19 protein-coding genes are annotated in these 23,296 nt (G+C 69.4%); 12 read left to right on the top strand and 7 right to left on the bottom strand.

The window, feature by feature from the left end; translation table 11 throughout:
* Positions 1 to 14: 14 nt before the first annotated feature.
* From ftsZ to ACZ3H8_RS12415, 6 genes are all read left to right on the top strand, one after another.
* A complete protein-coding gene (ftsZ, locus tag ACZ3H8_RS12440) occupies positions 15 to 1,226 on the top strand; it encodes a cell division protein FtsZ (RefSeq protein ID WP_467400667.1) in 1,212 nt (403 codons plus the stop codon).
* Positions 1,223 to 2,008, top strand: a complete 786-nt coding sequence (gene pgeF, locus ACZ3H8_RS12435; protein WP_467400665.1) for a peptidoglycan editing factor PgeF — start codon at positions 1,223 to 1,225, stop codon at positions 2,006 to 2,008. The genes ftsZ and pgeF overlap by 4 nt, the downstream gene beginning before the upstream one ends.
* Positions 2,005 to 2,724, top strand: coding sequence for a YggS family pyridoxal phosphate-dependent enzyme (locus ACZ3H8_RS12430; RefSeq protein ID WP_307664042.1), 720 nt, complete (start codon positions 2,005 to 2,007; stop codon positions 2,722 to 2,724). Before pgeF ends, ACZ3H8_RS12430 begins: the two co-directional genes overlap by 4 nt.
* 125 nt (positions 2,725 to 2,849) lie before the next feature.
* On the top strand, positions 2,850 to 3,455 hold the full coding sequence (locus ACZ3H8_RS12425; RefSeq protein WP_307664043.1) for a cell division protein SepF: 606 nt from the start codon (positions 2,850 to 2,852) through the stop codon (positions 3,453 to 3,455).
* A 70-nt stretch (positions 3,456 to 3,525) separates the two neighbouring features.
* On the top strand, positions 3,526 to 3,816 hold the full coding sequence (locus tag ACZ3H8_RS12420; RefSeq protein ID WP_356228355.1) for a YggT family protein: 291 nt from the start codon (positions 3,526 to 3,528) through the stop codon (positions 3,814 to 3,816).
* A 54-nt stretch (positions 3,817 to 3,870) separates the two neighbouring features.
* A complete protein-coding gene (locus ACZ3H8_RS12415) occupies positions 3,871 to 4,941 on the top strand; it encodes a DivIVA domain-containing protein (protein WP_398987828.1) in 1,071 nt (356 codons plus the stop codon).
* Between the two features lie 166 nt (positions 4,942 to 5,107).
* On the opposite strand, the gene ileS is transcribed toward ACZ3H8_RS12415, so the two are convergent.
* A complete protein-coding gene (gene ileS / locus ACZ3H8_RS12410; RefSeq protein WP_467400659.1) occupies positions 5,108 to 8,245 on the bottom strand; it encodes an isoleucine--tRNA ligase in 3,138 nt (1,045 codons plus the stop codon).
* A gap of 571 nt (positions 8,246 to 8,816) precedes the next feature.
* Here ileS and ACZ3H8_RS12405 point away from each other — a divergent pair.
* Genes ACZ3H8_RS12405 through ACZ3H8_RS12390 form a run of 4 tightly spaced genes read left to right on the top strand, consistent with a single transcriptional unit; the run spans position 8,817 to position 12,320 of the window.
* The gene (locus ACZ3H8_RS12405) at positions 8,817 to 10,265 is read left to right on the top strand and encodes a TraR/DksA family transcriptional regulator (protein ID WP_467400657.1); all 1,449 of its coding nucleotides are present in this window, start codon (positions 8,817 to 8,819) and stop codon (positions 10,263 to 10,265) included.
* A 59-nt stretch (positions 10,266 to 10,324) separates the two neighbouring features.
* Positions 10,325 to 10,891, top strand: a complete 567-nt coding sequence (gene lspA, locus ACZ3H8_RS12400) for a signal peptidase II (RefSeq protein WP_467400654.1) — start codon at positions 10,325 to 10,327, stop codon at positions 10,889 to 10,891.
* A gap of 17 nt (positions 10,892 to 10,908) precedes the next feature.
* Positions 10,909 to 11,850: an RluA family pseudouridine synthase gene (locus ACZ3H8_RS12395; RefSeq protein WP_467400653.1), complete on the top strand. Its 942-nt coding sequence runs from the start codon at positions 10,909 to 10,911 to the stop codon at positions 11,848 to 11,850.
* Entirely contained in the window at positions 11,847 to 12,320 is a 474-nt protein-coding gene (locus ACZ3H8_RS12390) for a GNAT family N-acetyltransferase (RefSeq protein WP_467400650.1), read from the top strand. Before ACZ3H8_RS12395 ends, ACZ3H8_RS12390 begins: the two co-directional genes overlap by 4 nt.
* A gap of 36 nt (positions 12,321 to 12,356) precedes the next feature.
* On the opposite strand, the gene ACZ3H8_RS12385 is transcribed toward ACZ3H8_RS12390, so the two are convergent.
* On the bottom strand, positions 12,357 to 14,660 hold the full coding sequence (locus ACZ3H8_RS12385; RefSeq protein ID WP_467400648.1) for a glycosyl hydrolase family 95 catalytic domain-containing protein: 2,304 nt from the start codon (positions 14,658 to 14,660) through the stop codon (positions 12,357 to 12,359).
* Positions 14,661 to 14,842: 182 nt separating this feature from the next.
* Between ACZ3H8_RS12385 and ACZ3H8_RS12380 the strand changes: the two genes are divergently transcribed.
* Positions 14,843 to 16,429: a Na+/H+ antiporter gene (locus ACZ3H8_RS12380; protein WP_467400645.1), complete on the top strand. Its 1,587-nt coding sequence runs from the start codon at positions 14,843 to 14,845 to the stop codon at positions 16,427 to 16,429.
* 89 nt (positions 16,430 to 16,518) lie between these two features.
* Here ACZ3H8_RS12380 and ACZ3H8_RS12375 read toward each other — a convergent pair whose 3' ends face one another.
* Positions 16,519 to 17,667, bottom strand: a complete 1,149-nt coding sequence (locus ACZ3H8_RS12375; RefSeq protein WP_467400643.1) for a mechanosensitive ion channel family protein — start codon at positions 17,665 to 17,667, stop codon at positions 16,519 to 16,521.
* Between the two features lie 37 nt (positions 17,668 to 17,704).
* Here ACZ3H8_RS12375 and ACZ3H8_RS12370 point away from each other — a divergent pair, with 37 nt between their 5' ends.
* Complete coding sequence (locus ACZ3H8_RS12370) at positions 17,705 to 18,274, top strand: dienelactone hydrolase family protein (RefSeq protein ID WP_467400642.1); 570 nt, start codon at positions 17,705 to 17,707, stop codon at positions 18,272 to 18,274.
* 94 nt (positions 18,275 to 18,368) lie between these two features.
* On the opposite strand, the gene ACZ3H8_RS12365 is transcribed toward ACZ3H8_RS12370, so the two are convergent.
* From ACZ3H8_RS12365 to ACZ3H8_RS12350, 4 genes are all read right to left on the bottom strand, one after another.
* Positions 18,369 to 20,021: an alkaline phosphatase D family protein gene (locus tag ACZ3H8_RS12365; protein WP_467400639.1), complete on the bottom strand. Its 1,653-nt coding sequence runs from the start codon at positions 20,019 to 20,021 to the stop codon at positions 18,369 to 18,371.
* A gap of 187 nt (positions 20,022 to 20,208) precedes the next feature.
* On the bottom strand, positions 20,209 to 21,024 hold the full coding sequence (locus tag ACZ3H8_RS12360) for a DsbA family protein (RefSeq protein ID WP_467400637.1): 816 nt from the start codon (positions 21,022 to 21,024) through the stop codon (positions 20,209 to 20,211).
* 77 nt (positions 21,025 to 21,101) lie between these two features.
* Positions 21,102 to 21,788: a hypothetical protein gene (locus ACZ3H8_RS12355; protein WP_467400636.1), complete on the bottom strand. Its 687-nt coding sequence runs from the start codon at positions 21,786 to 21,788 to the stop codon at positions 21,102 to 21,104.
* A 79-nt stretch (positions 21,789 to 21,867) separates the two neighbouring features.
* Positions 21,868 to 23,202, bottom strand: coding sequence for a DUF2252 domain-containing protein (locus ACZ3H8_RS12350; RefSeq protein ID WP_467400633.1), 1,335 nt, complete (start codon positions 23,200 to 23,202; stop codon positions 21,868 to 21,870).
* Between the last annotated feature and the right edge of the window lie 94 nt (positions 23,203 to 23,296).

Raw genomic sequence — 23,296 nt, 5'->3', positions numbered from 1 at the left:
GAGAGGCCTTCGACGTGGCAGCACCGCAGAACTACCTCGCAGTCATCAAGGTCATCGGTGTCGGCGGCGGTGGTGTCAATGCCATCAACCGAATGATCGAGGTCGGTCTCAAGGGCGTCGAGTTCATCGCGATCAACACTGATGCGCAAGCCCTGTTGATGAGCGACGCCGACGTCAAGCTCGACGTCGGTCGTGAACTCACCCGCGGCCTGGGGGCCGGAGCCAACCCCGCAGTCGGTCGCAAGGCGGCAGAGGACCACCGTGAGGAGATCGAGGAGGTCCTCAAGGGGGCCGACATGGTCTTCGTCACCGCCGGCGAAGGCGGCGGCACCGGAACCGGCGGCGCACCCGTCGTCGCCAACATCGCGCGCACGCTGGGCGCCCTCACGATCGGCGTGGTCACCCGCCCGTTCACCTTCGAGGGCCGCCGCCGCGCCAACCAGGCGGAGGACGGCATCGCTGAGCTCCGTGAAGAGGTCGACACCCTCATCGTGATCCCGAACGACCGCCTGCTGTCCATCTCGGACCGCCAGGTGAGCGTGCTGGACGCCTTCAAGTCCGCGGACCAGGTGCTGCTGTCGGGTGTCCAGGGCATCACCGACCTCATCACCACCCCCGGCCTGATCAACCTCGACTTCGCCGACGTCAAGTCCGTGATGTCCGAGGCGGGATCGGCGCTCATGGGCATCGGCTCGGCCCGCGGCGACGACCGCGCGGTGGCCGCCGCCGAGATGGCGATCTCCTCGCCGCTGCTGGAGGCCTCCATCGACGGCGCCCGTGGGGTGCTGCTCTCCATCTCCGGCGGCTCGGACCTCGGTCTCTTCGAGATCAACGAGGCGGCCCAGCTGGTGAGCGAGGCCGCCCACCCCGAGGCCAACATCATCTTCGGCGCGGTCATCGACGACGCCCTGGGCGACGAGGTACGGGTCACGGTCATCGCGGCCGGCTTCGACGGCGGACAGCCGCCGACCCGCCGGGAGACGGTCCTCGGCTCCAGCGCGAGCAAGCGCGAGGAGACGCCGGCCACTGGGTCCCGCTCCACGGAGACCTCGCGTTCGTCCGGCCTCGGCACGGTGCCGACCCGCGATGAGCCCTCGGGCCCGGCCGAGCCCGTTCCGGTCGCGAACGACCTGAACTCCCCGGCCTCCGGACACGCGGTGCCGCCGGCCCGTCCGTACCAGGACAGCCAGGCAGAAGAGCTGGATGTCCCGGACTTCTTGAAGTGACAGTGCAGCACGACGCGATACACGAGAGCGGCGCGCACTTCGCCTTCACCGACCGGTGGGGCGGGGTGAGCGCCGTTCCGTACGAGTCGCTCAACCTCGGCGGAGCGGTGGGCGACGACCCCGCGGCCGTACTGACCAACCGCGCGATCGCCGCAAAGGAACTTGGGCTCGACCCGGACGAGGTCGTCTGGATGAACCAGGTCCACGGCAAGGATGTCGCCGAGGTCGACGGGCCTTGGGGCGACGGGCCGGTACCGGCGGTGGACGGTGTGGTCACCGCGCGGCGGGGGCTCGCCCTTGCCGTACTGACCGCGGACTGCACCCCCGTACTGCTGGCCGATCCGGTCGCGGGCGTGGTGGCCGCCGCGCACGCGGGCCGTCCCGGAATGGTCGCGGGGATCGTGCCCGCGACCGTCGAGGCGATGAAGTCGCTCGGCGCGGAACCGGACCGGATCATCGCCCGTAGCGGACCCGCCGTCTGCGGACGCTGCTACGAAGTCCCCGAGCAGATGCGGTCAGAAGTGGCCGCGGCCGAACCGGCGGCCTGGTCCGAGACCAGCTGGGGCACCCCGGCCGTCGACGTCACCGCCGCAGTCCACTCCCAGCTCGAAGCGCTCGGAGTACGGGACCGGCAGCGCTCGCCCGTGTGCACACTGGAATCGCGGGACCACTACTCGTACCGCCGCGACCGCACCACCGGGCGGCTCGCCGGATATGTCTGGCTGGCTGCGCCTTCCCCGGGGGCGACCCCCGGACCCCCCGCAGGAGAGACCCGAGCATGACGGACCGCAGAACCGAACTCGCCGACAGTCTGACGGCAGTGGAGGAACGTATCGCCTCCGCCTGCGCGGCCGCCGGCCGCAAGCGGGAAGAGGTGACCCTCATCGTGGTCACCAAGACGTATCCGGCGAGCGATGTGCGGCTGCTCCATGAACTCGGTGTGCGTCATGTGGCCGAGAACCGTGATCAGGACGCTGCGCCGAAGGCCGCAGCCTGCTCGGATCTGGACCTCCGCTGGCACTTCGTCGGACAGTTGCAGACCAACAAGGTCCGTTCCGTGGCGAGTTATGCCGACATCGTGCAATCTGTCGACCGGCTCAAGCTCGTCAACTCTCTGTCCGCCGCCGCGGTTCGCGCGGAGCGCGAGCTGGGCTGCCTGATCCAGGTGGCGCTGGACGCGGAGTCGGGCGAGCGGGGGGAGCGCGGCGGCGTCGCGCCGGACGGAATCGATGAGTTGGCCGCCGCGATCGACGGCGCACCGGGACTGCGGCTGGACGGTCTGATGACTGTCGCGCCGCTCGCCGGACCGTATGCGGGACGGCAACAGGCGGCGTTCGAGCGGCTGATGGAATTGTCATCCAGCCTGCGCGCCGGGCATCCGGCTGCGAACATGGTGTCAGCAGGGATGAGTGCGGACCTCGAACAAGCAGTGGCGGCCGGAGCGACACATGTGCGCGTCGGCACTGCGGTACTCGGAGTCCGACCCCGGCTCGGGTAACGTCGCGAAGCAAGTCGGACCACAGCAGAAAATATGGTCATTCCCGTCACAATGCGGGCAGACCGAGTGGATCGCGGGCACTTGGTGACGAATGCCGATCCACCACAGAGCGGAGGACTCAGAGAATGGCCGGCGCGATGCGCAAGATGGCGGTCTACCTCGGCCTCGTGGAGGACGATGGATATGACGGCCGGGGTTTCGATCCCGATGACGATTTCGAACCCGAGCCGGAGCCGGAGCGGGATCACCGACGGCACCAGCCCCCCCACCAGGTGGAGCGGGAAGAACCGGTGCGGGTGGTGCAGCCGCCCGCGCAGCGCGAGCCGCTTCCGCTTCCCGCTGAAAGTGGACGTCCGGCACGAATCGCCCCCGTGGCATCCATCACACCTGAACGTCCGAGCCTGGAGAAGAACGCACCGGTGATCATGCCCAAGGTCGTGTCCGAGCGGGAGCCTTACCGCATCACCACACTGCACCCGCGGACCTACAACGAGGCCCGTACCATCGGGGAACACTTCCGCGAGGGCACCCCGGTGATCATGAACCTCACGGAGATGGATGACACCGATGCGAAGCGACTTGTCGACTTTGCCGCGGGCCTGGTATTCGGTTTGCATGGCAGCATTGAGCGGGTGACGCAGAAGGTGTTCCTGTTGTCGCCTGCTAACGTCGATGTCACGGCGGAGGACAAGGCCCGCATCGCAGAGGGCGGGTTCTTCAACCAGAGCTGAGAAATACGAGACCGGAACGACCCGGCCGAGAGGCCGGTGACACGAGAGCCAGGGGAGAGGGAAGCGCGGGATGGGCGTCGCTTTGGATGTGGTCTACATCGCGCTGATGTGCTTCCTGGTCGTGTTGATCTTCCGGCTGGTCATGGACTACGTCTTCCAGTTCGCCCGCTCATGGCAACCCGGCAAGGCGATGGTGGTCGTTCTGGAGGCCACCTACACTGTCACCGATCCACCGCTCAAGCTTCTGCGGCGGTTCATTCCGCCGCTGCGTCTCGGGGGCGTGGCACTCGACCTGTCCTTCTTCGTTCTGATGATCATTGTTTACATTCTGATCTCTGTCGTGAACAGCGTGGGGAACTGATGTGAGCGATACGGTCTTGCCGACTGCCGACGACTACGTAGAGGTGAAGAAGAGATGCCGCTGACCCCCGAGGACGTGCGGAACAAGCAGTTCACGACCGTCCGCCTCCGAGAAGGCTATGACGAGGACGAGGTCGATGCCTTCCTCGATGAGGTCGAGTCCGAACTGACCCGCCTGCTCCGCGAGAACGAGGACCTGCGCGCCAAGTTGGCCGCGGCGACCCGTGCGGCCGCGCAGAACCAGCAGCAGCAGGGCATGCGCAAGCCGCCGGAGCAGCAGGACGGCCGTGGTCCGGGGGCGCCGGTGCCCGCCGCCATATCCGGACCGCCGGTCCAGCAGCAGCCCCCGCAGATGGGTCCGCCCCAGCTGCCCGGTGGTGCTCCGCAGCTGCCCGCCGGTCCCAGCCACGGCGGCCCGCACGGCCCCGGCCCGATGCAGGGCGGTCCCATGGGTGGCCCGATGGGCGGCCCCATGGGCGGTCACGGTCCGCAGATGCCGCAGCAGGGCCCCGGCGGCGACAGTGCCGCGCGCGTGCTCTCGCTGGCGCAGCAGACCGCCGACCAGGCGATCGCCGAGGCCCGTTCCGAGGCCAACAAGATCGTCGGCGAGGCCCGCAGCCGCGCCGAGGGCCTCGAGCGCGACGCCCGCGCCAAGGCGGACGCTCTTGAGCGGGACGCCCAGGAGAAGCACCGCGTCGCGATGGGCTCCTTGGAGTCCGCGCGTGCCACGCTGGAGCGCAAGGTCGAGGACCTGAGAGGCTTCGAGCGCGAGTACCGCACCCGGCTGAAGTCGTACCTGGAGAGCCAGCTGCGTCAGCTGGAGACCCAGGCGGACGACTCGCTGGCCCCGCCGCGCAGCCCGTCCGCTCCTTCGCTGCCGTCGGCCCCGTCGATGGCTCCGGCCGGTGCGGGTGCGATGGGTCACACCATGGGCGGCAACCAGTCGATGGGACAGCCGATGGGCGGCAATCCGTCCATGGGCGGCGCCCCGTCGTACGGCGGTCAGCAGCAGATGTCCCCGGCGATGACCCAGCCGATGGCACCGGTGCGGCCGCAGGCTCCGCAGCCGATGCAGCAGGCGCCGTCGCCGATGCGTGGGTTTCTGATCGACGAGGACGACAACTGACGGCGGGTCGCGCGTATCGCGCGTAGCCGTCGGCAGGCTGAAGGGCAGGGCCCGGGACTGACGTCCCGGGCCCTGCCCTTTTTGTTGGGTACGGGGCGCCTCCGGCGGGGTGGGGGAAAACAAAGGGCCCGGGCTGTTGCCCGGGCCCTCGTTCGTTACTGTTCCGTTACTGCTTGCGCAGGCGGAACGTCAGCGACAGGCCCTCGTCCGTGAACGGCGCGCCGAAGCTGTCGTCCGCAGCGTCCGTGGTGAACGTCGTGGCCAGCACCTCGTCGGCGATCAACCCGGCGTGCTCCGTCAGCGCCTCGACTGTGGACGGGTCCGTGGAGGACCAGCTCACCGCGATGCGGTCCGCGACGTCCAGGCCGCTGTTCTTGCGCGCCTCCTGGATCAGGCGGATCGCGTCACGCGCCAGGCCCGCGAGCCGCAGCTCCGGGGTGATCTCCAGGTCGAGGGCGACCGTCGCACCCGAGTCGGAGGCCACCGACCACCCCTCGCGCGGAGTCTCCGTGATGATGACCTCCTCCGGGGAGAGGGTGACCGTCTCGCCGTCCACGGATACGGTCGCGTTGCCCTCGCGCAGGGCCAACGAGAGCGCCGCGGCGTCGGCCTCTGCGACCGCCTTCGCGACCGCCTGGACGCCCTTGCCGAAGCGCTTGCCCAGCGCGCGGAAGTTCGCCTTGGCCGTGGTGTCGACCAGCGAGCCGCCGACCTCGGAGAGTGAGGCGAGGGACGAGACGTTCAGCTCCTCCGTGATCTGCGCGTGCAGCTCGGGGGAGAGGGACTCGAAGCCCGCCGCCGCGACCAGCGCCCGGGACAGCGGCTGACGCGTCTTGACCCCGGACTCCGCGCGGGTGGCGCGGCCCAGCTCCACCAGGCGGCGGACCAGCGCCATCTGGGAGGAGAGGGTGGGGTCGATGGCGTCCAGGTCGGCCGCCGGCCAGGTCGACAGATGGACCGACTCCGGTGCGTCCGGCGTCACCGGGACGATCAGGTCCTGCCAGACCCGCTCCGTGATGAAGGGCGTGAGCGGGGCCATGAGACGGGTCACAGTATCGACGACGTCGTGCAGCGTCCGCAGCGCGGCGGCGTCGCCCTGCCAGAAGCGGCGGCGCGAGCGGCGTACGTACCAGTTGGACAGGTCGTCGACGAAGGCCGACAGGAGCTTTCCGGCACGCTGGGTGTCGTACGCCTCCAGCGCCTGGGTCGTCTGGTCGACCAGCGCGCCCAGCTCGCTCAGCAGCCAGCGGTCCAGGACCGTGCGCTCCGCCGGGGCCGGATCCGCCGCGGACGGCGCCCAGTTGGACGTGCGCGCGTACAGGGCCTGGAAGGCCACCGTGTTCCAGTACGTGAGGAGGGTCTTGCGCACGACCTCCTGGATCGTGCCATGGCCCACCCTGCGCGCGGCCCACGGGGAACCGCCCGCCGCCATGAACCAGCGGACCGCGTCGGCGCCGTGCTGATCCATCAGCGGGATCGGCTGCAGGGTGTTCCCCAGGTGCTTGGACATCTTGCGGCCGTCCTCGGCGAGGATGTGGCCCAGGCAGACGACGTTCTCGTAACTGGACTTGTCGAAGACGAGCGTGCCGACGGCCATCAGCGTGTAGAACCAGCCGCGCGTCTGGTCGATGGCCTCCGAGATGAACTGCGCCGGGTAGCGCTTCTCGAAGAGCTCCTTGTTCTTGTACGGATAGCCCCACTGCGCGAACGGCATCGAACCCGAGTCGTACCAGGCGTCGATGACCTCCGGGACTCGCGTCGCCGTCTCCTGGCAGGTCGGGCAGGGGAACGTCACATCGTCGACGTACGGACGGTGCGGGTCCAGCGCCGACTGGTCGGTGCCGGTCAGCTCGGTCAGCTCGGCGCGCGAGCCGACGCAGGTGAGGTGGTTCTCCTCGCAGCGCCAGATCGGCAGCGGCGTGCCCCAGTAGCGGTTACGGGAGAGAGCCCAGTCGATGTTGTTGTTCAGCCAGTCGCCGTAGCGGCCCTGCTTGACCGAGTCCGGGATCCAGTTGGTCTTTTCGTTCTCCTCGAGCAGCCGGTCCTTGATGGCGGTGGTGCGGATGTACCAGGACGGCTGCGCGTAGTAGAGCAGCGCGGTGTGGCAGCGCCAGCAGTGCGGGTAGCTGTGCTCGTACGGGACGTGCCGGAAGAGCAGGCCGCGGTCGGCGAGGTCCTTGGTGAGCGCCTCGTCGGCCTTCTTGAAGAAGACTCCGCCGATCAGCGGCACGTCCTCCTCGAAGGTGCCGTCCGGGCGGACCGGGTTGACCACGGGCAGGCCGTACGCACGGCAGACCCTGAGGTCGTCCTCACCGAAGGCGGGGGACTGGTGGACCAGACCGGTGCCGTCCTCGGTGGTGACGTAGTCGGCGTTGACGACGTAGTGGGCTTCGGAAGGGAACTCGACAAGGGCGAAGGGACGGTCGAACTTCCAGCGCTCCATCTCGGCGCCCGTGAAGGACTGGCCGGTGGCCTCCCAGCCTTCGCCGAGGGCCTTCTCGAGGAGCGGCTGCGCGACGACGAGCTTCTCCTCGCCGTTCGTCGCGACGACGTACGTGACGTCGGGGTGCGCGGCGACCGCCGTGTTGGACACCAGGGTCCAGGGGGTCGTGGTCCACACCAGGAGAGCCGCTTCGCCGGCCAGCGGGCCGTTCGTCAGCGGGAAGCGGACGAAGACGGACGGGTCCACGACCGTCTCGTACCCCTGCGCCAGCTCGTGGTCCGAGAGGCCGGTGCCGCAGCGCGGGCACCAGGGGGCGACACGGTGGTCCTGGACCAGCAGGCCCTTGTCGAAGATCTCCTTCAGCGACCACCAGACCGACTCGATGTAGGACGGGTCCATGGTGCGGTACGCGTCGTCGAGGTCGGTCCAGTACCCCATGCGGGTCGTCAGCTCGGCGAACGCGTCCGTGTGACGGGTCACCGACTCACGGCACTTGGCGTTGAACTCCGCGATGCCGTACGCCTCGATGTCCTTCTTGCCGGAGAAGCCGAGCTCCTTCTCGACGGCGAGCTCGACCGGCAGGCCGTGGCAGTCCCAGCCGGCCTTGCGGGCGACGTGATAGCCGCGCATCGTGCGGAAGCGCGGAAAGACGTCCTTGAAGACGCGGGCCTCGATGTGGTGCGCTCCGGGCATGCCGTTTGCGGTCGGCGGGCCCTCGTAGAACACCCACTCGGGGCGGCCTTCGGACTGCTCGAGGCTCTTGGCGAAAACCTTGCTTTCGCGCCAGAAGTCGAGCACGGCGTGCTCGAGCGCGGGCAGGTCGACCTGGGCGGGCACCTGGTTGTACTGGGGTGGCGTCATCGGCGAGCTCCTCCAACGGACAATGTCTGTTCCGTCGGAGGGACGAGAGCGTGTGCTCCCGCGGTACCACCCTCCTTGGCCCGCCGGCCGTGACCGGTGAGCCCCCTCATTGGGGTCGCGATGCCGGGTCTACTCGCCCGCGGTCGTCCCGTGAGCTTTCTTCCGGCGGCTCAGGGGTGATGCTTCACCTCGCGCTCGCCCCCGGGCTCTCACCGTCCCCGGGTCGCTCATGGCTGCGTACGAAGCTACTCGTCCCCATCCACGCCTTTCGCTTCGCCCAGTGTACGGGCCCGTACGGAAGGCGGCCGACCGGTTTTCACCGGACCGGGCACGGCCCGCCCGCGGGGTGCTCGGTTGACCCGAATGGCCATACGGCCCCGGCGGAGTCCGGCTCCGCCCCAGTGGCGGATTACCGGGCGGGGAGCTGGGCACAACGGATGCAGGTTCGCCTTGTCGCAGGCCGGGGCGGGCCCAAGCGGCGGCGTGCCCCGTTTGCCGCGGGGCTGGTGTCGATTTATCGTCCCAGCACCGACTCGCGAGCAAGATCACAATATGTGAAGGGGCCGCGGCCATGGTGGCGAAGAAGACCGCCGAGAAGACGGCGTCCGCAAGATCCACCGCCGCAGACGCGGCGGCCAAGGGTGCGAGCGGCAAGAAGGGCACCGTCGCGAAGAGGGCCGCGGCAAAGAGGACCGGGAAGAAGCCATCGGCGGCGACGGCGACGGTGAAGAGGGTGTCGGCGGGGAAGGCCCCCGCGGACGAGGCTCCCGCCAAGACGGCAGGGTCCAGGAGGGCCCCGCCCCGGAAGGCAACGGCGGGGAAGGCCCCCGCGGACGAGGCTCCCGCCAAGACGGCAGGGGGCGACAAGGCACCGCCCCGGAAGGCAGCTGCAAGGAAGGCCCCCGCCGACAAGGCTCCCGCCAAGAAGGCACCGCCGAAGAAGGCACCGCCCAAGGCACCGCCCAAGAAGGCACCGCCCAAGAAAGCAGCTGCCAAGAAAGCAGCTGCCAAGAAGGCCACCCCCAAGAAGGCCACCCCCAAGAAGGCCACCCCCAAGAAGGCCACCCCCAAGAAGGCCACCCCCAAGAAGGCCACGGCGACGAAGAAGGCGACCCCCACGAACACGACCGCGACAAAGACGACGACCGTGCAGACGACCGCGAGGAAGGCGGTGGCCACCAAGGCCACGGCCAAGAAAGCCGCGAAGAAGGCGCCGGCGAAGAAGACAACCCCGAAGGCCACGACCACCAAGAAAGCGACCCCCACGAAAACGACCGCGAAAAAGGCGACCGCCAAGGACGCGACCGCGAAGAAGGCGACCGCCAAGGATGCGACCGCGAAGAAGGCGACCGCCAAGGATGCGACCGCCAAGAACGCCGCTGTCGTGGCGGAGACTGCCGCGCCGGCGGCCCAGGCGCCGCCGGTGAAGAAGGCACCTGCGAGGAAGGCCGTGGCCAAGAAGGCCGCGAACAAGGCCGCAACCGCGGCCAAGGGGGCGGCCGAGGCCGCGAAGCAGACGGGAGCCAGGACGGTGGGAGCGAAGAAGACCGCGGGTGGGGCATCGGCAGCCGGCGACAGCGCGGTGGCGGTGCCCACGACCCCTACAGTGGCCGCGACGCCGCCGGGGGAGCTCGCCGTACGGCCCGGCGAGGACCCATGGACAGTGGAGGAGGTCGCCGAGGCGCGTGCCGGGCTGGAGAGCGAGGTGGTCCGACTGACGAACGAGATCAGCTCCTCGGAAGAGTCGCTGGTCGGTCTGATGCGCGACTCCGGGGACGGCGCGGGTGACGACGACGCCGATACCGGGACCAAGAACATCACGCGCGAGCACGAGATGGCGCTCGCCGCCAATGCGCGCGAGATGCTGGAGCAGAGCGAGCGCGCGCTGGTGCGGCTCGACGCCGGGACGTACGGGCTCTGCGAGATCTGCGGCAAGCCGATCGGAAAGGCTCGTATGCAGGCTTTCCCGCGCGCCACACTGTGCGTGGAAGACAAGCAGAAGCAAGAACGCCGAGGCTGAGTCCGTACGTGTGTGCCGTACCCTCGTGCTCAGTCAGGCACCTAGGTTGAGGGACTCACGTGGCAGAGGCGGAGCGCATCATCGGTACGTCGGATTCAGTGGGCGCCGACGAGGCTGCGGCGCCCGCCGAGCAGCCCAAGGGCAAGCGGCGGATCGCCGTGCTGTTCGCTGTTGCGCTCGTCGCCTACCTGGTCGACCTCGGCAGCAAGATGCTCGTGGTGGCCAAGCTGGAGCACCACGAGCCGATCGAGATCATCGGCGATCTGCTGAAGTTCGAGGCGGTACGGAACGCGGGCGCCGCGTTCGGTATCGGCGAGGCCTTCACCGTGATCTTCACCTGCATCGCGGCGGCGGTGATCGTCGTCATCGCCCGTCTTGCGCGCAAGCTCTACAGCCTGCCGTGGGCGTTCGCCCTCGGTCTACTGCTCGGCGGTGCGCTCGGCAACCTCACCGACCGGATCTTCCGGGCGCCCGGGGTCTTCGAGGGCGCGGTCGTCGACTTCATCGCGCCCGCGCACTTCGCGGTCTTCAACCTCGCCGACTCCGCGATCGTCTGCGGCGGGATCCTGATTGTGATCCTGTCGTTCAAGGGGCTGGACCCCGACGGGACTGTCCACAAGGACTGACAAGGCATACTCGACGGGTGAGTACAGTTCCCGAGATCCGCACCCTGCCCGTACCCGATGGCCTTGAGGGCGAGCGCGTAGACGCCGCCATCTCCCGGATGTTCGGGTTTTCCCGTACGAAAGCGGCCGAGCTGGCAGCCGCCGGGAAGGTGCAGGTCGACGGCTCGGTCGTCGGAAAGTCCGAGCGTGTGCACGGCGGGGCGTGGCTCGAGGTCGAGATGCCGCAGGCGCCCGCGCCGGTGCAGATCGTGGCCGAGCCGGTCGAGGGCATGGAGATCGTGCACGACGACGACGACATCGTCGTGATCGCCAAGCCGGTCGGTGTGGCCGCGCACCCGAGTCCCGGCTGGAGCGGCACGACCGTGATCGGCGGTCTCGCGGCCGCGGGGTACCGGATCTCGACGTCCGGCGCGTCGGAGCGGCAGGGGATCGTGCACCGGCTGGACGTCGGCACGTCCGGGCTGATGGTCGTCGCCAAGTCGGAGCGGGCCTACACCCTGCTGAAGGCGCAGTTCCGTGACCGGATCGTGGACAAGCGGTATCACGCACTGGTTCAGGGGCACCCGGATCCGCTGAGCGGGACGATCGACGCGCCGATCGGGCGGCACCCGAACCACGACTACAAGTGGGCGGTCACGGCGGAGGGCAAGCCGTCGGTCACTCACTACGACCTGATCGAGGCGTACCGCGCGGCGTCGCTGCTGGACATCAAGCTGGAGACGGGGCGTACGCACCAGATCCGCGTACACATGGCTGCCCACCGGCACCCGTGCGTGGGCGATCTGACGTACGGCGCGGACCCGACGATGGCGAAGCGGCTGGGGCTGACCAGGCAGTGGCTGCACGCGGTGCGGCTGGGCTTCGAGCACCCGTCGGACGGGCAGTGGGTGGAGTTCGAGAGCGCGTACCCGGAGGACCTGAGGTCGGCGCTGGACACGATCGCCGCGGAGAGCGCGTGAGTTCCTTCGTCGTAAGGGCCGCCGTCGGCCCGGCCGACCGGGAAGCCTGCTTCGCGGTCCGGAAGGAAGTCTTCGTCGTCGAGCAGCGGGTGTCGGCGGAGATCGAGTACGACGCGTTCGACGCGGAGAACGCGGACACGGTGCATGTGCTGGCGGTCGACGCGGACGGGCAGCCGCTGGGCACGGGACGGCTGCTGTACGGCGAGGCCGCTGCGGACAAGACGGGCGGCGACCCGTCGGTGGGCTCCCTGGGCCGCCTCGCGGTGAGCAAGGCGGCGCGGGGGCTCGGCGTGGGCGTGGCGCTGGTCCGGACGATCGAGGAGGCGGCGCGGGAGCGGGGGCTGGCCGCGGTGGACCTGCATGCGCAGACGCATGCGCTGGGGTTCTACGAGCGGCTGGGGTACGTGGCGTACGGGGCGGAGTTCCTGGACGCGGGGATCGGGCACCGGGCGATGCGGCGGGCGCTCTAGCGGGGGACGGGGTTTTCCCCTGCACGGCCGGCCCTCTCAGGACGGCAGGCCCCACCTCGTCCACTCGCCCGTCGCCGGGACGTCCCGCGGTGGGCCCGGCTCGGTGCCCTTCGTCGTTATCAACGCCGTCGCGTGGCGCGGGAGTCGGATCGCGGCGCGGCCCGGCGTCAGTTCGCGCCACGGCAGCGGGCGGCCGTGCTCGTCGCGGACCGAGATCTCGCCCCGTATACCGTGGTCCAGGGTCAGGGGCGCGCTGGATTCGCTGTGGATGCGGATCCAGCGGGTTGTGCCTGCCGCGCGGTCCGCGTCGACGAGGAACGCGCCCTGGGTGCGCAGGCCCGCCACGGAAGCGTCCGGCCAGCGGGTGGAGACGGACGGGAAGACCTTGAGCACGCCGTCGTGGGACTGGACCGCCATGTCGAGCATCGACTGCGCGCCGGCCAGCGGACTCTCCAGGGCGAAGTTCTTGCCCTCCCGGTACATCGTGTTCACCGTCATCCGGCAGTTGTCCACGACACCGAGGTCGGTGAAGAAGGTCAGCGAGTCCAGCGCCTTCTCGGGCGCGTCCATCACCGAGTACATGGACGACGCGACCGCGTAGCTGTAGCCGTGCCAGCGCTGCTGCATGCTCACCCAGTGGTCCATGCTGCGGCGCATCACGTCCCGGTCGCCCGCGCGGTCCCAGGTCCGTTCCCGCAGTGGGTGGAGCCACAGCAGATGGGAGTGGTGGCGGTGGGAGTCCCCCAGCGGGACGTCCTTGCCGATCATGATTCCGGCCGCCGGGTCCTCCGCGTACGGGGTCAGCCGTGCCGCGATGTCCCGCCAGCGGGGCGCTCGAGGGTCCTCGATGCGCAGCAGGCGGGCCGACTCCAGCAGGGTGCGTACGCCCCAGCGGATGAGGGAGAGGTCGTACGTACAGTCCGCGGCGTCCGCGTACTCGGGGGAGCGGGTCTTCAGCAGATGCAGCCGGCCGTCGCCGCCCTCGTGGAGGAAGTGGGCGTAGAAGTGGATCGCCTTGGCGAGGATCGGGTACACGACGTCGCGCAGGATCGCGCGGTCCATGGAGTGGCGGTAGGAGAGCCAGACATGGTGCAGGGCCCAGGTGAGATTGCCGAAGTTGTCGGAGATACGGTCCGAGCCCGGGATGCCCACGTCGTACGTGTCTCCCGCACGCAGCTGCCAGTCGGAGGGGTGGCCGAGCGCATAGCCCTTGCCGTCCCGGTAGTCGGCCGGCACGGACAGCGGCAGATTCCGCTCGAAGCGGCGGAACGCGCCGGTCACGGAGTCGAGTTCGGGATGGTTGGAGCCGTGGATCGGGGCCATGCCGATCTGGACGTTGAGGTTCCACCAGACGGCAGTCCAGTTGTTGCCGACCTCCGGGAACCACGGTCCCCATTCGGAGATCGTCGGGCCGTCCGCGCGGGTCGCGGACGCCAGTTTGTAGAGCTGGATGAGGTAGAAGGCCTGCAGCCGCTTGTCGGGGACGGACAGGAAGCTGCGCCGGTAGTAGCGGTGCCACCAGTCGCGGTGACGGGCGATCAGCTTTCCGGTGTCGGTGGCGAGGGTGCGCTTCACGTTCCGTATCGCCTGGTCCGTCGCCTCGGAGGGCAGGCCCGGGAATCGGTACACCAGATGCGCGGCCAGCAGCCGGCCGGTGCCCGCGCGCCGTTCGCGCCAGGCTGTCGTCCAGCCTCCGCCCGCGATGAGCGGTTGTTCGACATAGCCGTCGCCGACGACCGGATCGGGGTTCGGGGTGTATTCCGGGGGTTTGCCGGTCGAACGCGTGGTGGCCGCCCGCAGCCACTGGAAGGACCAGGCCGCCTGCTCCTCGCCCGTACTCGGCCGGGTCGAGACCAGCAGCGCCCCGGTCTCGCTGTGGACGAGTGCGGAGAAGGCGAGGCTGCCGCGGGTGGTGGTGACGGTGCCGCGCAGTTCGGCGTCGTACAGCTCGAGCGTCCAGTCGACGGCGGTGATCTCCCCGGCGAGGGTGAGGGTGAAGTACCCGATGGGGAGCCGGGAGTAGCCGATGCCGCCGCGCCACTGGCCGCGCTGGTCCTGCACCTCGGAGTGGCTGAGCATCAGCGTCAGGGTGTTCGCGGTCCTGCCCGCGTAGAGCTGGGCGCCCAGGCGGCCGTTGGCGATGAACGGGCCCTCCTGCCAGGACGCGGGGAGCCGGCGCCAGACCATGGCGGCGGACCTGACCGTCTGCTCGTACGGGTCGGCGGACGGCCGGCGGTGGGGGGATGGTGCGGGCGCGGCCCAGGCGGTGGGGGACGCCGCCACCCAGAGGGCGGTGCCCGCCGCGGAACCGAGTACGTCACGTCGTCTCAGTCGTCTCATGCCCGCATGGTGCCCGTGCCCCAGCGGAACCGGAAGACTTCTTGCGCCATAAACATCGGATGGCTGTTCAAGATGGTGAATCAGAGATGTTTGCCACAGGGGATGTTGGGATGATTGGGGTTATTTGCGTGGCAGGCTTGAAGCCTTGATCGTTGAGGTTTCGAGCCGCCGGAGGACACACCATGGGCCAATTGGCGCTGTTGTTCGTGCTGTTGCTCGGGGCCGTGGTGACAGTGCCGCTGGGGGAGCGGCTCAGGCTGCCCGCGCCCGTGCTGATGACGGTGGCCGGGATCGTCCTGGCGTTCATGCCCTTCGTGCCGAGCGTCGAAGTGCCGCCGGAATTCATCCTGCCGCTGTTGCTGCCGCCGCTGCTGTACGCGGCCGTACAGCGCACCTCCTGGCGGCAGTTCACGGCCAACATCCGGCCGATCCTGCTGCTCGCGGTCGCCCTGGTGTTTGTCACGATGGCGGCGGTGGCGGCCGTCGCCCACACGATCGTGCCCGGGCTGCCGATCGCCGCGGCGTTCGCGCTCGGCGCGCTGGTGGCGCCGCCCGATCCGGTCGCGGCGACCGCGGTTGCCGGGTCGCTCGGGCTGCCGCGGCGGCTGGTCTCCATCCTGGAGGGGGAGGGGTTGTTCAACGACGTCACAGCGATCGTGCTGTACCACGTGGCCATCGCGGCGGCGGTGAGCGGAACGTTCTCGTGGCCGGACGCGGTGGGGGATTTGGTGCTCTCGGGCGTGGTGGCCGTCGCGGTCGGGCTCGCGCTCGGCTGGCTCTCCAACAAGCTGATGGGCATGCTCGGCGATGCGACGCTGCAGATCGGCCTGTCGCTGATGGTGCCGTTCGTCAGCTATGTACTGGCGGAGGAGCTGAAGGGATCGGGCGTGCTCGCCGTCCTGACCACCGCGCTCTTCCTGGCCGAGCACGCCGCCGACGCGGACGATGTGATGGGGCGGCTGGCCGGGACCACGTTCTGGCAGGTCGTCGACACGCTGGTGACCGGGGTCGCGTTCGGCCTCATCGGCCTCGAACTGCACGTCGTCTTCGGCACGGCGGACGGGCGGGAGGTGCAGCTTCTGGGCTGGAGCGCCGCGATCATCGGGGTCGTCGTGGTCGTACGGCTGCTGTGGCTGATGCCCGCGACCTGGCTCGCCAAGCGACTGCACAGACTGCGGGACTACGACGAGGAGATCCCCGTGAGCTGGCGGGAGACCGTCATCATGTGGTGGTCGGGGATGCGGGGCGTGGCATCGGTCGCGCTGGCGCTCGCCATTCCGCTGAAGACGGGCAGCGGGGCGGCCTTTCCGGCCCGGGACGAGATCATCTTCATCGCGTTCGCGGTCATCCTGGCGACGCTTGTGCTCCAGGGCCTGACCCTGCCCTGGCTGGTGCGGCGACTCGGTGTGCGGGCGGACACGGACGCGGAAGGCGAGCTGGAACGGAACCTCGCGATCCGCGCGTCGAAGGCGGCGAAACGCCGGCTCAGGGAGATCGAGGCGGTGGAGGATCTGCCGGAGGACATCAGCGAGCGGCTGCTGCGCGCGGCGTACGACATGGGGGCGAGGATCAGCCCGGACATCGTCGACGACGAGCGGCGGGAGTGGTTCGCGAAGCGGGTGGACCGGCTCAGGACGATGCAGCGAATCCAGCGGGAGATGCTGTCGGCGGCCCGCCACGAGGTCCTGTCGGCCCGCAACGAACCGGGCGCGGACCCGGAGGTGGTGGACAGGGTGCTGCGGCACTTGGACGTACGCAGCTTGCGGTGAGGGGGTGTTGGGGGGCGTGGCCCCCGGCGGGCGGCCTGGCGGGCGTCCGCCGGGAGCGTGGGCAGTCGGTCGGTCGTCGTGGCCGGGTGTCAGCCCCTGCCCGTGCGGGGTTGGGCGCCCCCATCGTGGTCCTCCCCGTCCGGGGACGGCAGGTGCCCGTCCGGAGTCGGCCCAATGGCCCTTGGCCATGCGCCGTTCGGGGGCAGCGCGGCCGGGGACGTCGCCACGCGTGGCAGCGCGTACGGGTGCTTCTCGTGCAGCCAGGCGATCATCTGCTCCCGTACCGCGCACCGCGCCGTCCAGATGTCGTCCGCGTCCTTCGCCGTCACCACCGCCCGCACCTGCATCGTGTTCGGCGTGGTGTCCGTGACCGCCAGACTCCAGTCGCGGCCGTCCCACGCCGTGCACTCCCGCAGGATGTCCTGGAGCTTCTCGCGCATCAGGCCCACCGGCGCCGAGTGGTCCAGATGGAAGAAGACCGTCCCGGTCATCTGCGCTCCGCCGCGCGACCAGTTCTCGAACGGCTTGCTGGTGAAGTACGACACCGGCATGGTGATGCGCCGCTCGTCCCACGTCCGCACCGCGAGGAACGTCAGCGTGACCTCCTCGACCGTGCCCCACTCCCCGTCAACCACCACCGTGTCGCCGATCCGCACCATGTCGCCGAACGCGATCTGGAAGCCCGCGAAGAGATTCCCGAGCGTGGACTGCGCCGCGACACCCGCGACGATGCCGATGATGCCCGCGGAGGCCAGCATCGACGCGCCGACCTTCTCCATGCCCGGGAAGGTCAGCAGCATCGCGGCCACCGCAACCACCACGACCACCGCTGTGACGATCCGCATGATCAGCGTGACCTGCGTGCGCACCCGGCGTAGCCGGGCCGGATCGCGGGTCGAGGACGCGTAACGGGCGTACGACGACTCCACAGCGGCCGAGACGATCCGCACGACCAGCCAGGCACCCGCGCTGATCAGCACCAGCGACAGCACCTGGCCGATGGCCGCCTCGTGGTCCTTGAGCGGCTGCCACTGCGTCTCGCGGTAGGTCCCTCTCAGCAGCGCGGTGAGCAGGACGACCTGGAACGGCAGCCGGCAGCGCCGCAGCAGCCCCCACAGCGGGGTCTCGGGGTGACGGCCGTCCACCCGGCGCAACAGCAGGTCCAGGGCCCAGCCGAGCAGCAGCGTGAGCACGAGAGAGCCACCGACTACGGTCAACGGGCGCAGTACGTTGTCCATAAACTCCGACGCTAACGGGAACTGGCAGGATGGCCGAATGAACATCATGCTTTTCCATTCGGTCTACGGTCTGCGTCCGGCAGTGCACGCGGCAGCCGACCGGCTGCGCGCCGCCGGGCACCAGGTTCGCGTGCCCGACCTCTTCGAGGGGCAAACCGCCGAGACCGTAGAGGAAGGCATGGATCTCAAGGAAAAGATCGGCAAGGAGGAGCTGCTGCGCGGGGCGATCCTCGCCGCCGCGCCGTACTCCGAGCAGGGTCTGGTGTACGCGGGCTTCTCGCTCGGCGGCTCGATCGCGCAGAACCTCGCGCTGGGCGACGAGAAGGCGCGCGGACTGCTGCTCCTGCACGGTACGTCCGACATCGCGGAGGGTGCGAGCGCGGACGACCTGCCCGTACAGCTGCATGTCGCGGACCCGGACCCCTTCGAGCCGCACGACTGGCTGAACGCCTGGTATCTGCAGATGCAGCGGGCCGGCGCGGATGTGGAGATCTACCGCTACCCGGGCGCCGGGCATCTGTACACCGACCCCGGTCTGCCCGACTACGACGAGGCCGCGGCGGAGCAGACCTGGCGGATCGCGCTGGGCTTCCTCGAAGCGCTGTAGCCAGGGCCGAAGAGACCAACAGGCCTCGCGCGGCACGCGTTTTCGCGTCCGTCCGCGCGAGGCCCACGGGCCTTACGGATACTCCGGCCCAGCGTCAGCGCACCGGCCGGCTGACCCGCTCGACGCGCTGTGTACCGGACAGGGTCCGGTAGGAGCGGGCCCACTTCGTGGTGGCGTCCTGCTTCGTCCTGTCGGAAAGGACGTAGTAGTCCATCTGCGAGCGCTCGGCGGTGACGTCGAGGACGCCGTAGCCGTGGTTGTCCATGTCCAGCCACTTCACATGGCGGTTGGCCGCCTTGACGGCCGTGGAGGCGACCAGCGAGACCGTGCCCGGCGCGACGTGGAGGATGTCGTCCAGGTTGTCGGAGGTCACCGACGTCACCACGAACTCGGTCGCGGCGGACTGCGACAGCGGATACGTCGCCGCCTTGAGAGGCACGTCGTTCGCCCAGGCCATGTGGATGTCGCCGGTGAGGAAGACGGTGTTCTTTATCCCGCGGTCCGTCAGATGCTTCAGCAGCTCCTTGCGGTCGTCCGTGTAGCCGTCCCACTGGTCGACATTGACCGCGAGGCCCTCCTTGGGCAGCCCCAGCAACTCCGCGATCGGCTCCAGCAGATGGGCCGGTACGGAGCCGAACGCGACCGGCGAGATCATCACCGAGGTGCCGACCAGCTTCCACGCGGCGTCCGAACCGGCAAGCCCGGCCTTCAGCCAGTCCAGCTGCGCGCGGCCGGTGATCGTACGCTCCGGGTCGTCCACCTCGCCGTTACCGACGGTCGACTGCTGCGAGCGGAAGGACCGCAGGTCCAGCAGGTGCAGATCGGCGAGCTTGCCGAAGCGCAGCCGGCGGTAGACGGTGCCCTCTGTCGACGCGCGTACGGGCATCCACTCGAAGTAGGCCTGGCGCGCGGCCGCGGCGCGCGCGGCCCACTCGCCCTCGGCGCCCGGCGTGTGGTTCTCCGCGCCGCCCGACCAGGTGTCGTTCGCGATCTCGTGGTCGTCCCAGATCGCGATCACCGGGTGCGCGGCGTGCAGCGCCTGCAGATCGGCGTCCGTCTTGTACGTGGCGTGGCGGGTGCGGTAGTCCGCGAGCGTGGTTGTCTCGTTCTTCGGCGAGTGCTGGCGTACGACGTACTGCTCGGCCGGGAAGTCGCCGGTCGCGTACTCGTAGATGTAGTCGCCGAGATGGAGGATCGCGTCCAGGTCGGCGCGGGCGGCCAGATGCCGGTACGCGGAGAAGTAGCCCGCCTCCCAGTTGGAGCAGGAGACCACACCGAAGCGGACACCGGGCGTTGCGGCATCGGTGGCCGGGGTGGTGCGGGTGTGGCCGACGGGCGAGACGCTGACGCCGACGGTGAACCGGAAGTAATAGGCGGTCGCCTGGCGCAGGCCCCTTACGTCCACCTTGACGGTGTGATCGGACGCGGCCTTCGACGTCGTGGTGCCGCGGGCGACGACCCGGGTGAAGCCCTTGTCCTCGGCGACCTCCCAACTCACCGCGGTGTCGGGGCCCTGGCCCGAGCCCGGCACGGCCTCAGGGGTGGGGGTGATACGCGTCCACAGCAGTACACCGTCGGGCAGCGGGTCGCCGGAGGCGATTCCATGGAGAAAGGCCGGGGCCTCCTGGGCGGAGGCAGCGGTGGCGGAGGTGGCGACCGCGATGGCGGGCGCAGCGACGACAGCGGTGGCGGCAGCGGCCTTGACGACCGTGCGGCGACTGGGAGTTGAGGAGAGTCGACTGGTCACGGCCGATCAGACTACTGACCGGTACGCCGAACGGGCGGGCGAACAGGGAAAGTTCGCCCGCCCATCGGAAACGGTCAACCAGCGCGTTCCCTCCCGGTCGATCGGGACCTCGGGCGGAACCAGTCGTAATCGGGTGGAATCAGCCCTTGATGACCTCAGCCTTTGATGGCCTCAAGTCTTCATGGCCTCAGCCCTTGATGGCCTTGTCGACCGCGGCGTTGAACTGCTCCACCGTCATGGGCGGGTTCTCGGTGCCGTCCGCGGTGACCTTCTTGCCGTTCATCTTGAGCGTCGGTGTGCCGGTGACCCCGCTGTCGTCGAAGGCCGCGGACATCTTCATGGCCCAGGCGTCGAAGGTGCCGTCCTCGACGTTCTTCTTGAACTCGGCGTTGTTCTTGAGCGCGGTCACCGAGTCGGCGACCTCCAGCAGGTACGAGTCCTTGGCGAACTTGTCGTCGTTCTCCTCGGGGTGGTACTTCGCCGAGTAGAGGGCGGCCTTGTACTCCATGAAGGCCTCGGGACCGACATTGAGGGCCGCCCCCAGCGCGGACAGCGCGTTCTTCGAGCCCTCGCCCCGGGTGGCGTTGTCGATGAAGGTCGCGCCGATGTACTTGATCTTGTACTTGCCGGCGTCGAGGTCCTTCTTCACCGTCGCGCCGACCGACTGCTCGAAGGACGCGCAGACCGGGCAGCGCGCGTCCTCGTACAGCTCCAGCGTCTTCTTCGCGGCCGGCTTGCCGATGACGACGGTCGTGCCGTTCTCGCCCTCGGTGTTCTTCGGCGCGGCGACGTTCTTCTCGTCCTTCACCGACTCCCAGTGGCCCGGCTTGTTGGCCTGCATCACGGCGTACCCGATGCCGCCCGCTATCGCGAGGACCACGACTGTCGAGCCTATGACGATGAGCTGACGGCGGGTCTTGTCCTTCTTGGCCTGGCGCTCACGCTCCTGGCGCAGCCGCTCGCGGGCCGCCGCCTTGCTGGCCTGGCTGTTGCGTGCACTCATGCTGATTCACTCCGTGTGATGTCGTATCCAGAGATACGGAAAAGATCGAGGGATTGCCGAAAAGAGGGACTGCGGGCTCAGGCGAAGACTGCGGCCGAGCGCGGCGGTCCCCGCCGTCCGACGGAGTGCACCAGCAGACGGGTGCGGGAGATGCCGGGGCGGTGCGGCGAGGGACGCGCCGCGCGCCGGACGGCCCTGTGCGCCGTCCCCGCCGCGCCGACCGCCATCAGCAGCGGCCGGAACGCGAAGGCGCCCACCGCACGCACAAGACCGGACAGCGCGGACTCGCCGCGCCGCAGCCAGGCCGCGGCCAGCAGCCCGACCGACACATGGGCGGCGAGCAGCAGCCACGGCAGGGCTGGGTCGGTGGAGTGCAGCAGGGTGGCCGCGCCACGGTCGGCGACCGCCACGCCGGGCAGCTGGGCGCCGACGTTGCCGCCGCACAGCACATCGAAGCCGACCGTGCGCAGCGAACCGGCGACAGGGCCGCCGCCGGGGCCGTAACAGACGTCCTGGCCGGTGGTGAAGACGGTGTCCACGGCCAGTTCCAGCGGGACGAGCAGACTCGCGATCCGCCAGTAGCCGCGCTCCCGGCCCGACAGGGCGTACGCGACGGCGAAGACGCCCGCCGAAACACCCGCGACGGTGGTCAGCGGCAACGGGACCTGGGAGAGCAGCACATGCGAGGCGGCGGACAGCGTCACGACCAGTGCCGTGAAGATCGCTGCCCGCAGCCCCCTGAGCTGCATTCCTGATATGTCCATCACCCGGGAGTCTCCCATGGGGCCGGGTAAGCGTCCCCTAAGGATCCGGCCCCACGCGGCTCAGCCGCATGCTCGATACTCAGAGACCCGGGATCCGGCCGTTGCGGAACAGGTCGACGAAGATCTGGTGGTCCGCCCGCGCCCGCGCGCCGTAGCTGTGCGCGAACTCCACCAGGAGCTCGCCGAACCCGTCCTCGTCGGCCGCGATCGCCGCGTCGATGGCCCGCTCCGTCGAGAACGGCACCAGCGAGTGGCCGCTCTCCTCGTCCGCCGCGCTGTGCATCGTGGCTGTCGCCCTGCCCAGGTCGGCGACGACCGCCGCGATCTCCTCCGGCTCGTCGATGTCGCCCCAGTCCAGGTCCACTGCGTACGGCGACACCTCGGCGACGAGCTGACCCGAGCCGTCCAGTTCGGTCCAGCCGAGCCACGGGTCGGCGTGGTCCTGGAGGGCGCGCTGCGAGATCACCGTGCGGTGGCCCTCGTGCTGGAAGTACTCCCGCACGGTGGCGTCGTCGATGTGCCGGGAGACCGCGGGGGTCTGCGCCTGCTTCATATAGATCACGACGTCGTTCTCGAGGGCGTCGCTGTTGCCTTCGAGCAGGATGTTGTACGAGGGCAGGCCGGCGGAGCCGATGCCGATGCCGCGGCGGCCCACGACGTCCTTGACGCGGTACGAGTCGGGCCGGGTCAGGCTGGACTCGGGCAGCGTCTCCAGATAGCCGTCGAAGGCCGCGAGCACCTTGTAGCGGGTGGCCGCGTCCAGCTCGATCGAGCCGCCGCCGGGTGCGAACCGGCGCTCGAAGTCGCGGATCTCGGTCATCGAGTCGAGCAGCGAGAACCGGGTCAGCGAGCGGGCGTCGCGCAGCACGTCCAGCAGCGGGCCATCGGCGGTGTCCAGCGTGAAGGGCGGCACCTCGTCGTTCTTCGCGCCGGCGGCCAGGGCGTGGATGCGCTCGCGGTAGGCGGCGGCGTAGATCCGCACCAGCTCGGTGATCTGCTCGTCGCTGAGCGCCTTGGTGTAGCCGACAAGCGCCAGCGATGCGGCCAGCCGCTTGAGGTCCCAGGTGAAGGGGCCGACGTACGCCTCGTCGAAGTCGTTGACGTTGAAGATCAGGCGGCCGTTGGCGTCCATGTACGTGCCGAAGTTCTCGGCGTGCAGATCGCCGTGGATCCACACCCGGCCGGTGCGCTCGTCGAGGAACGGGCCGCCGTGCCGCTCGCGCCCCAGGTCGTTGTAGAACAGGCAGGCGGTGCCCCGGTAGAACGCGAACGCCGAGGCGGCCATTTTCCGGAACTTGACCCGGAAGGCGGCGGGGTCGGCGGCCAGCAGCTGGCCGAAGGCGGTGTCGAAGACGGCGAGAATCTCCTCGCCGCGCTCTTCAGTTGCTGCCTCGGCGGATCGCGGTACCGACATCGCTGGGTGCCTCCTGGTGCATGACAAACGGGACGGGGGATTCCGTCCCCTCCAACGCACGACCGTACTCGGGAGTGCCCGCCGACTGTCAGTG

The sequence above is a fragment of the Streptomyces sp. NPDC002868 genome (assembly GCF_055563295.1).
This window is presented reverse-complemented; position numbering and strand designations above follow the sequence as displayed.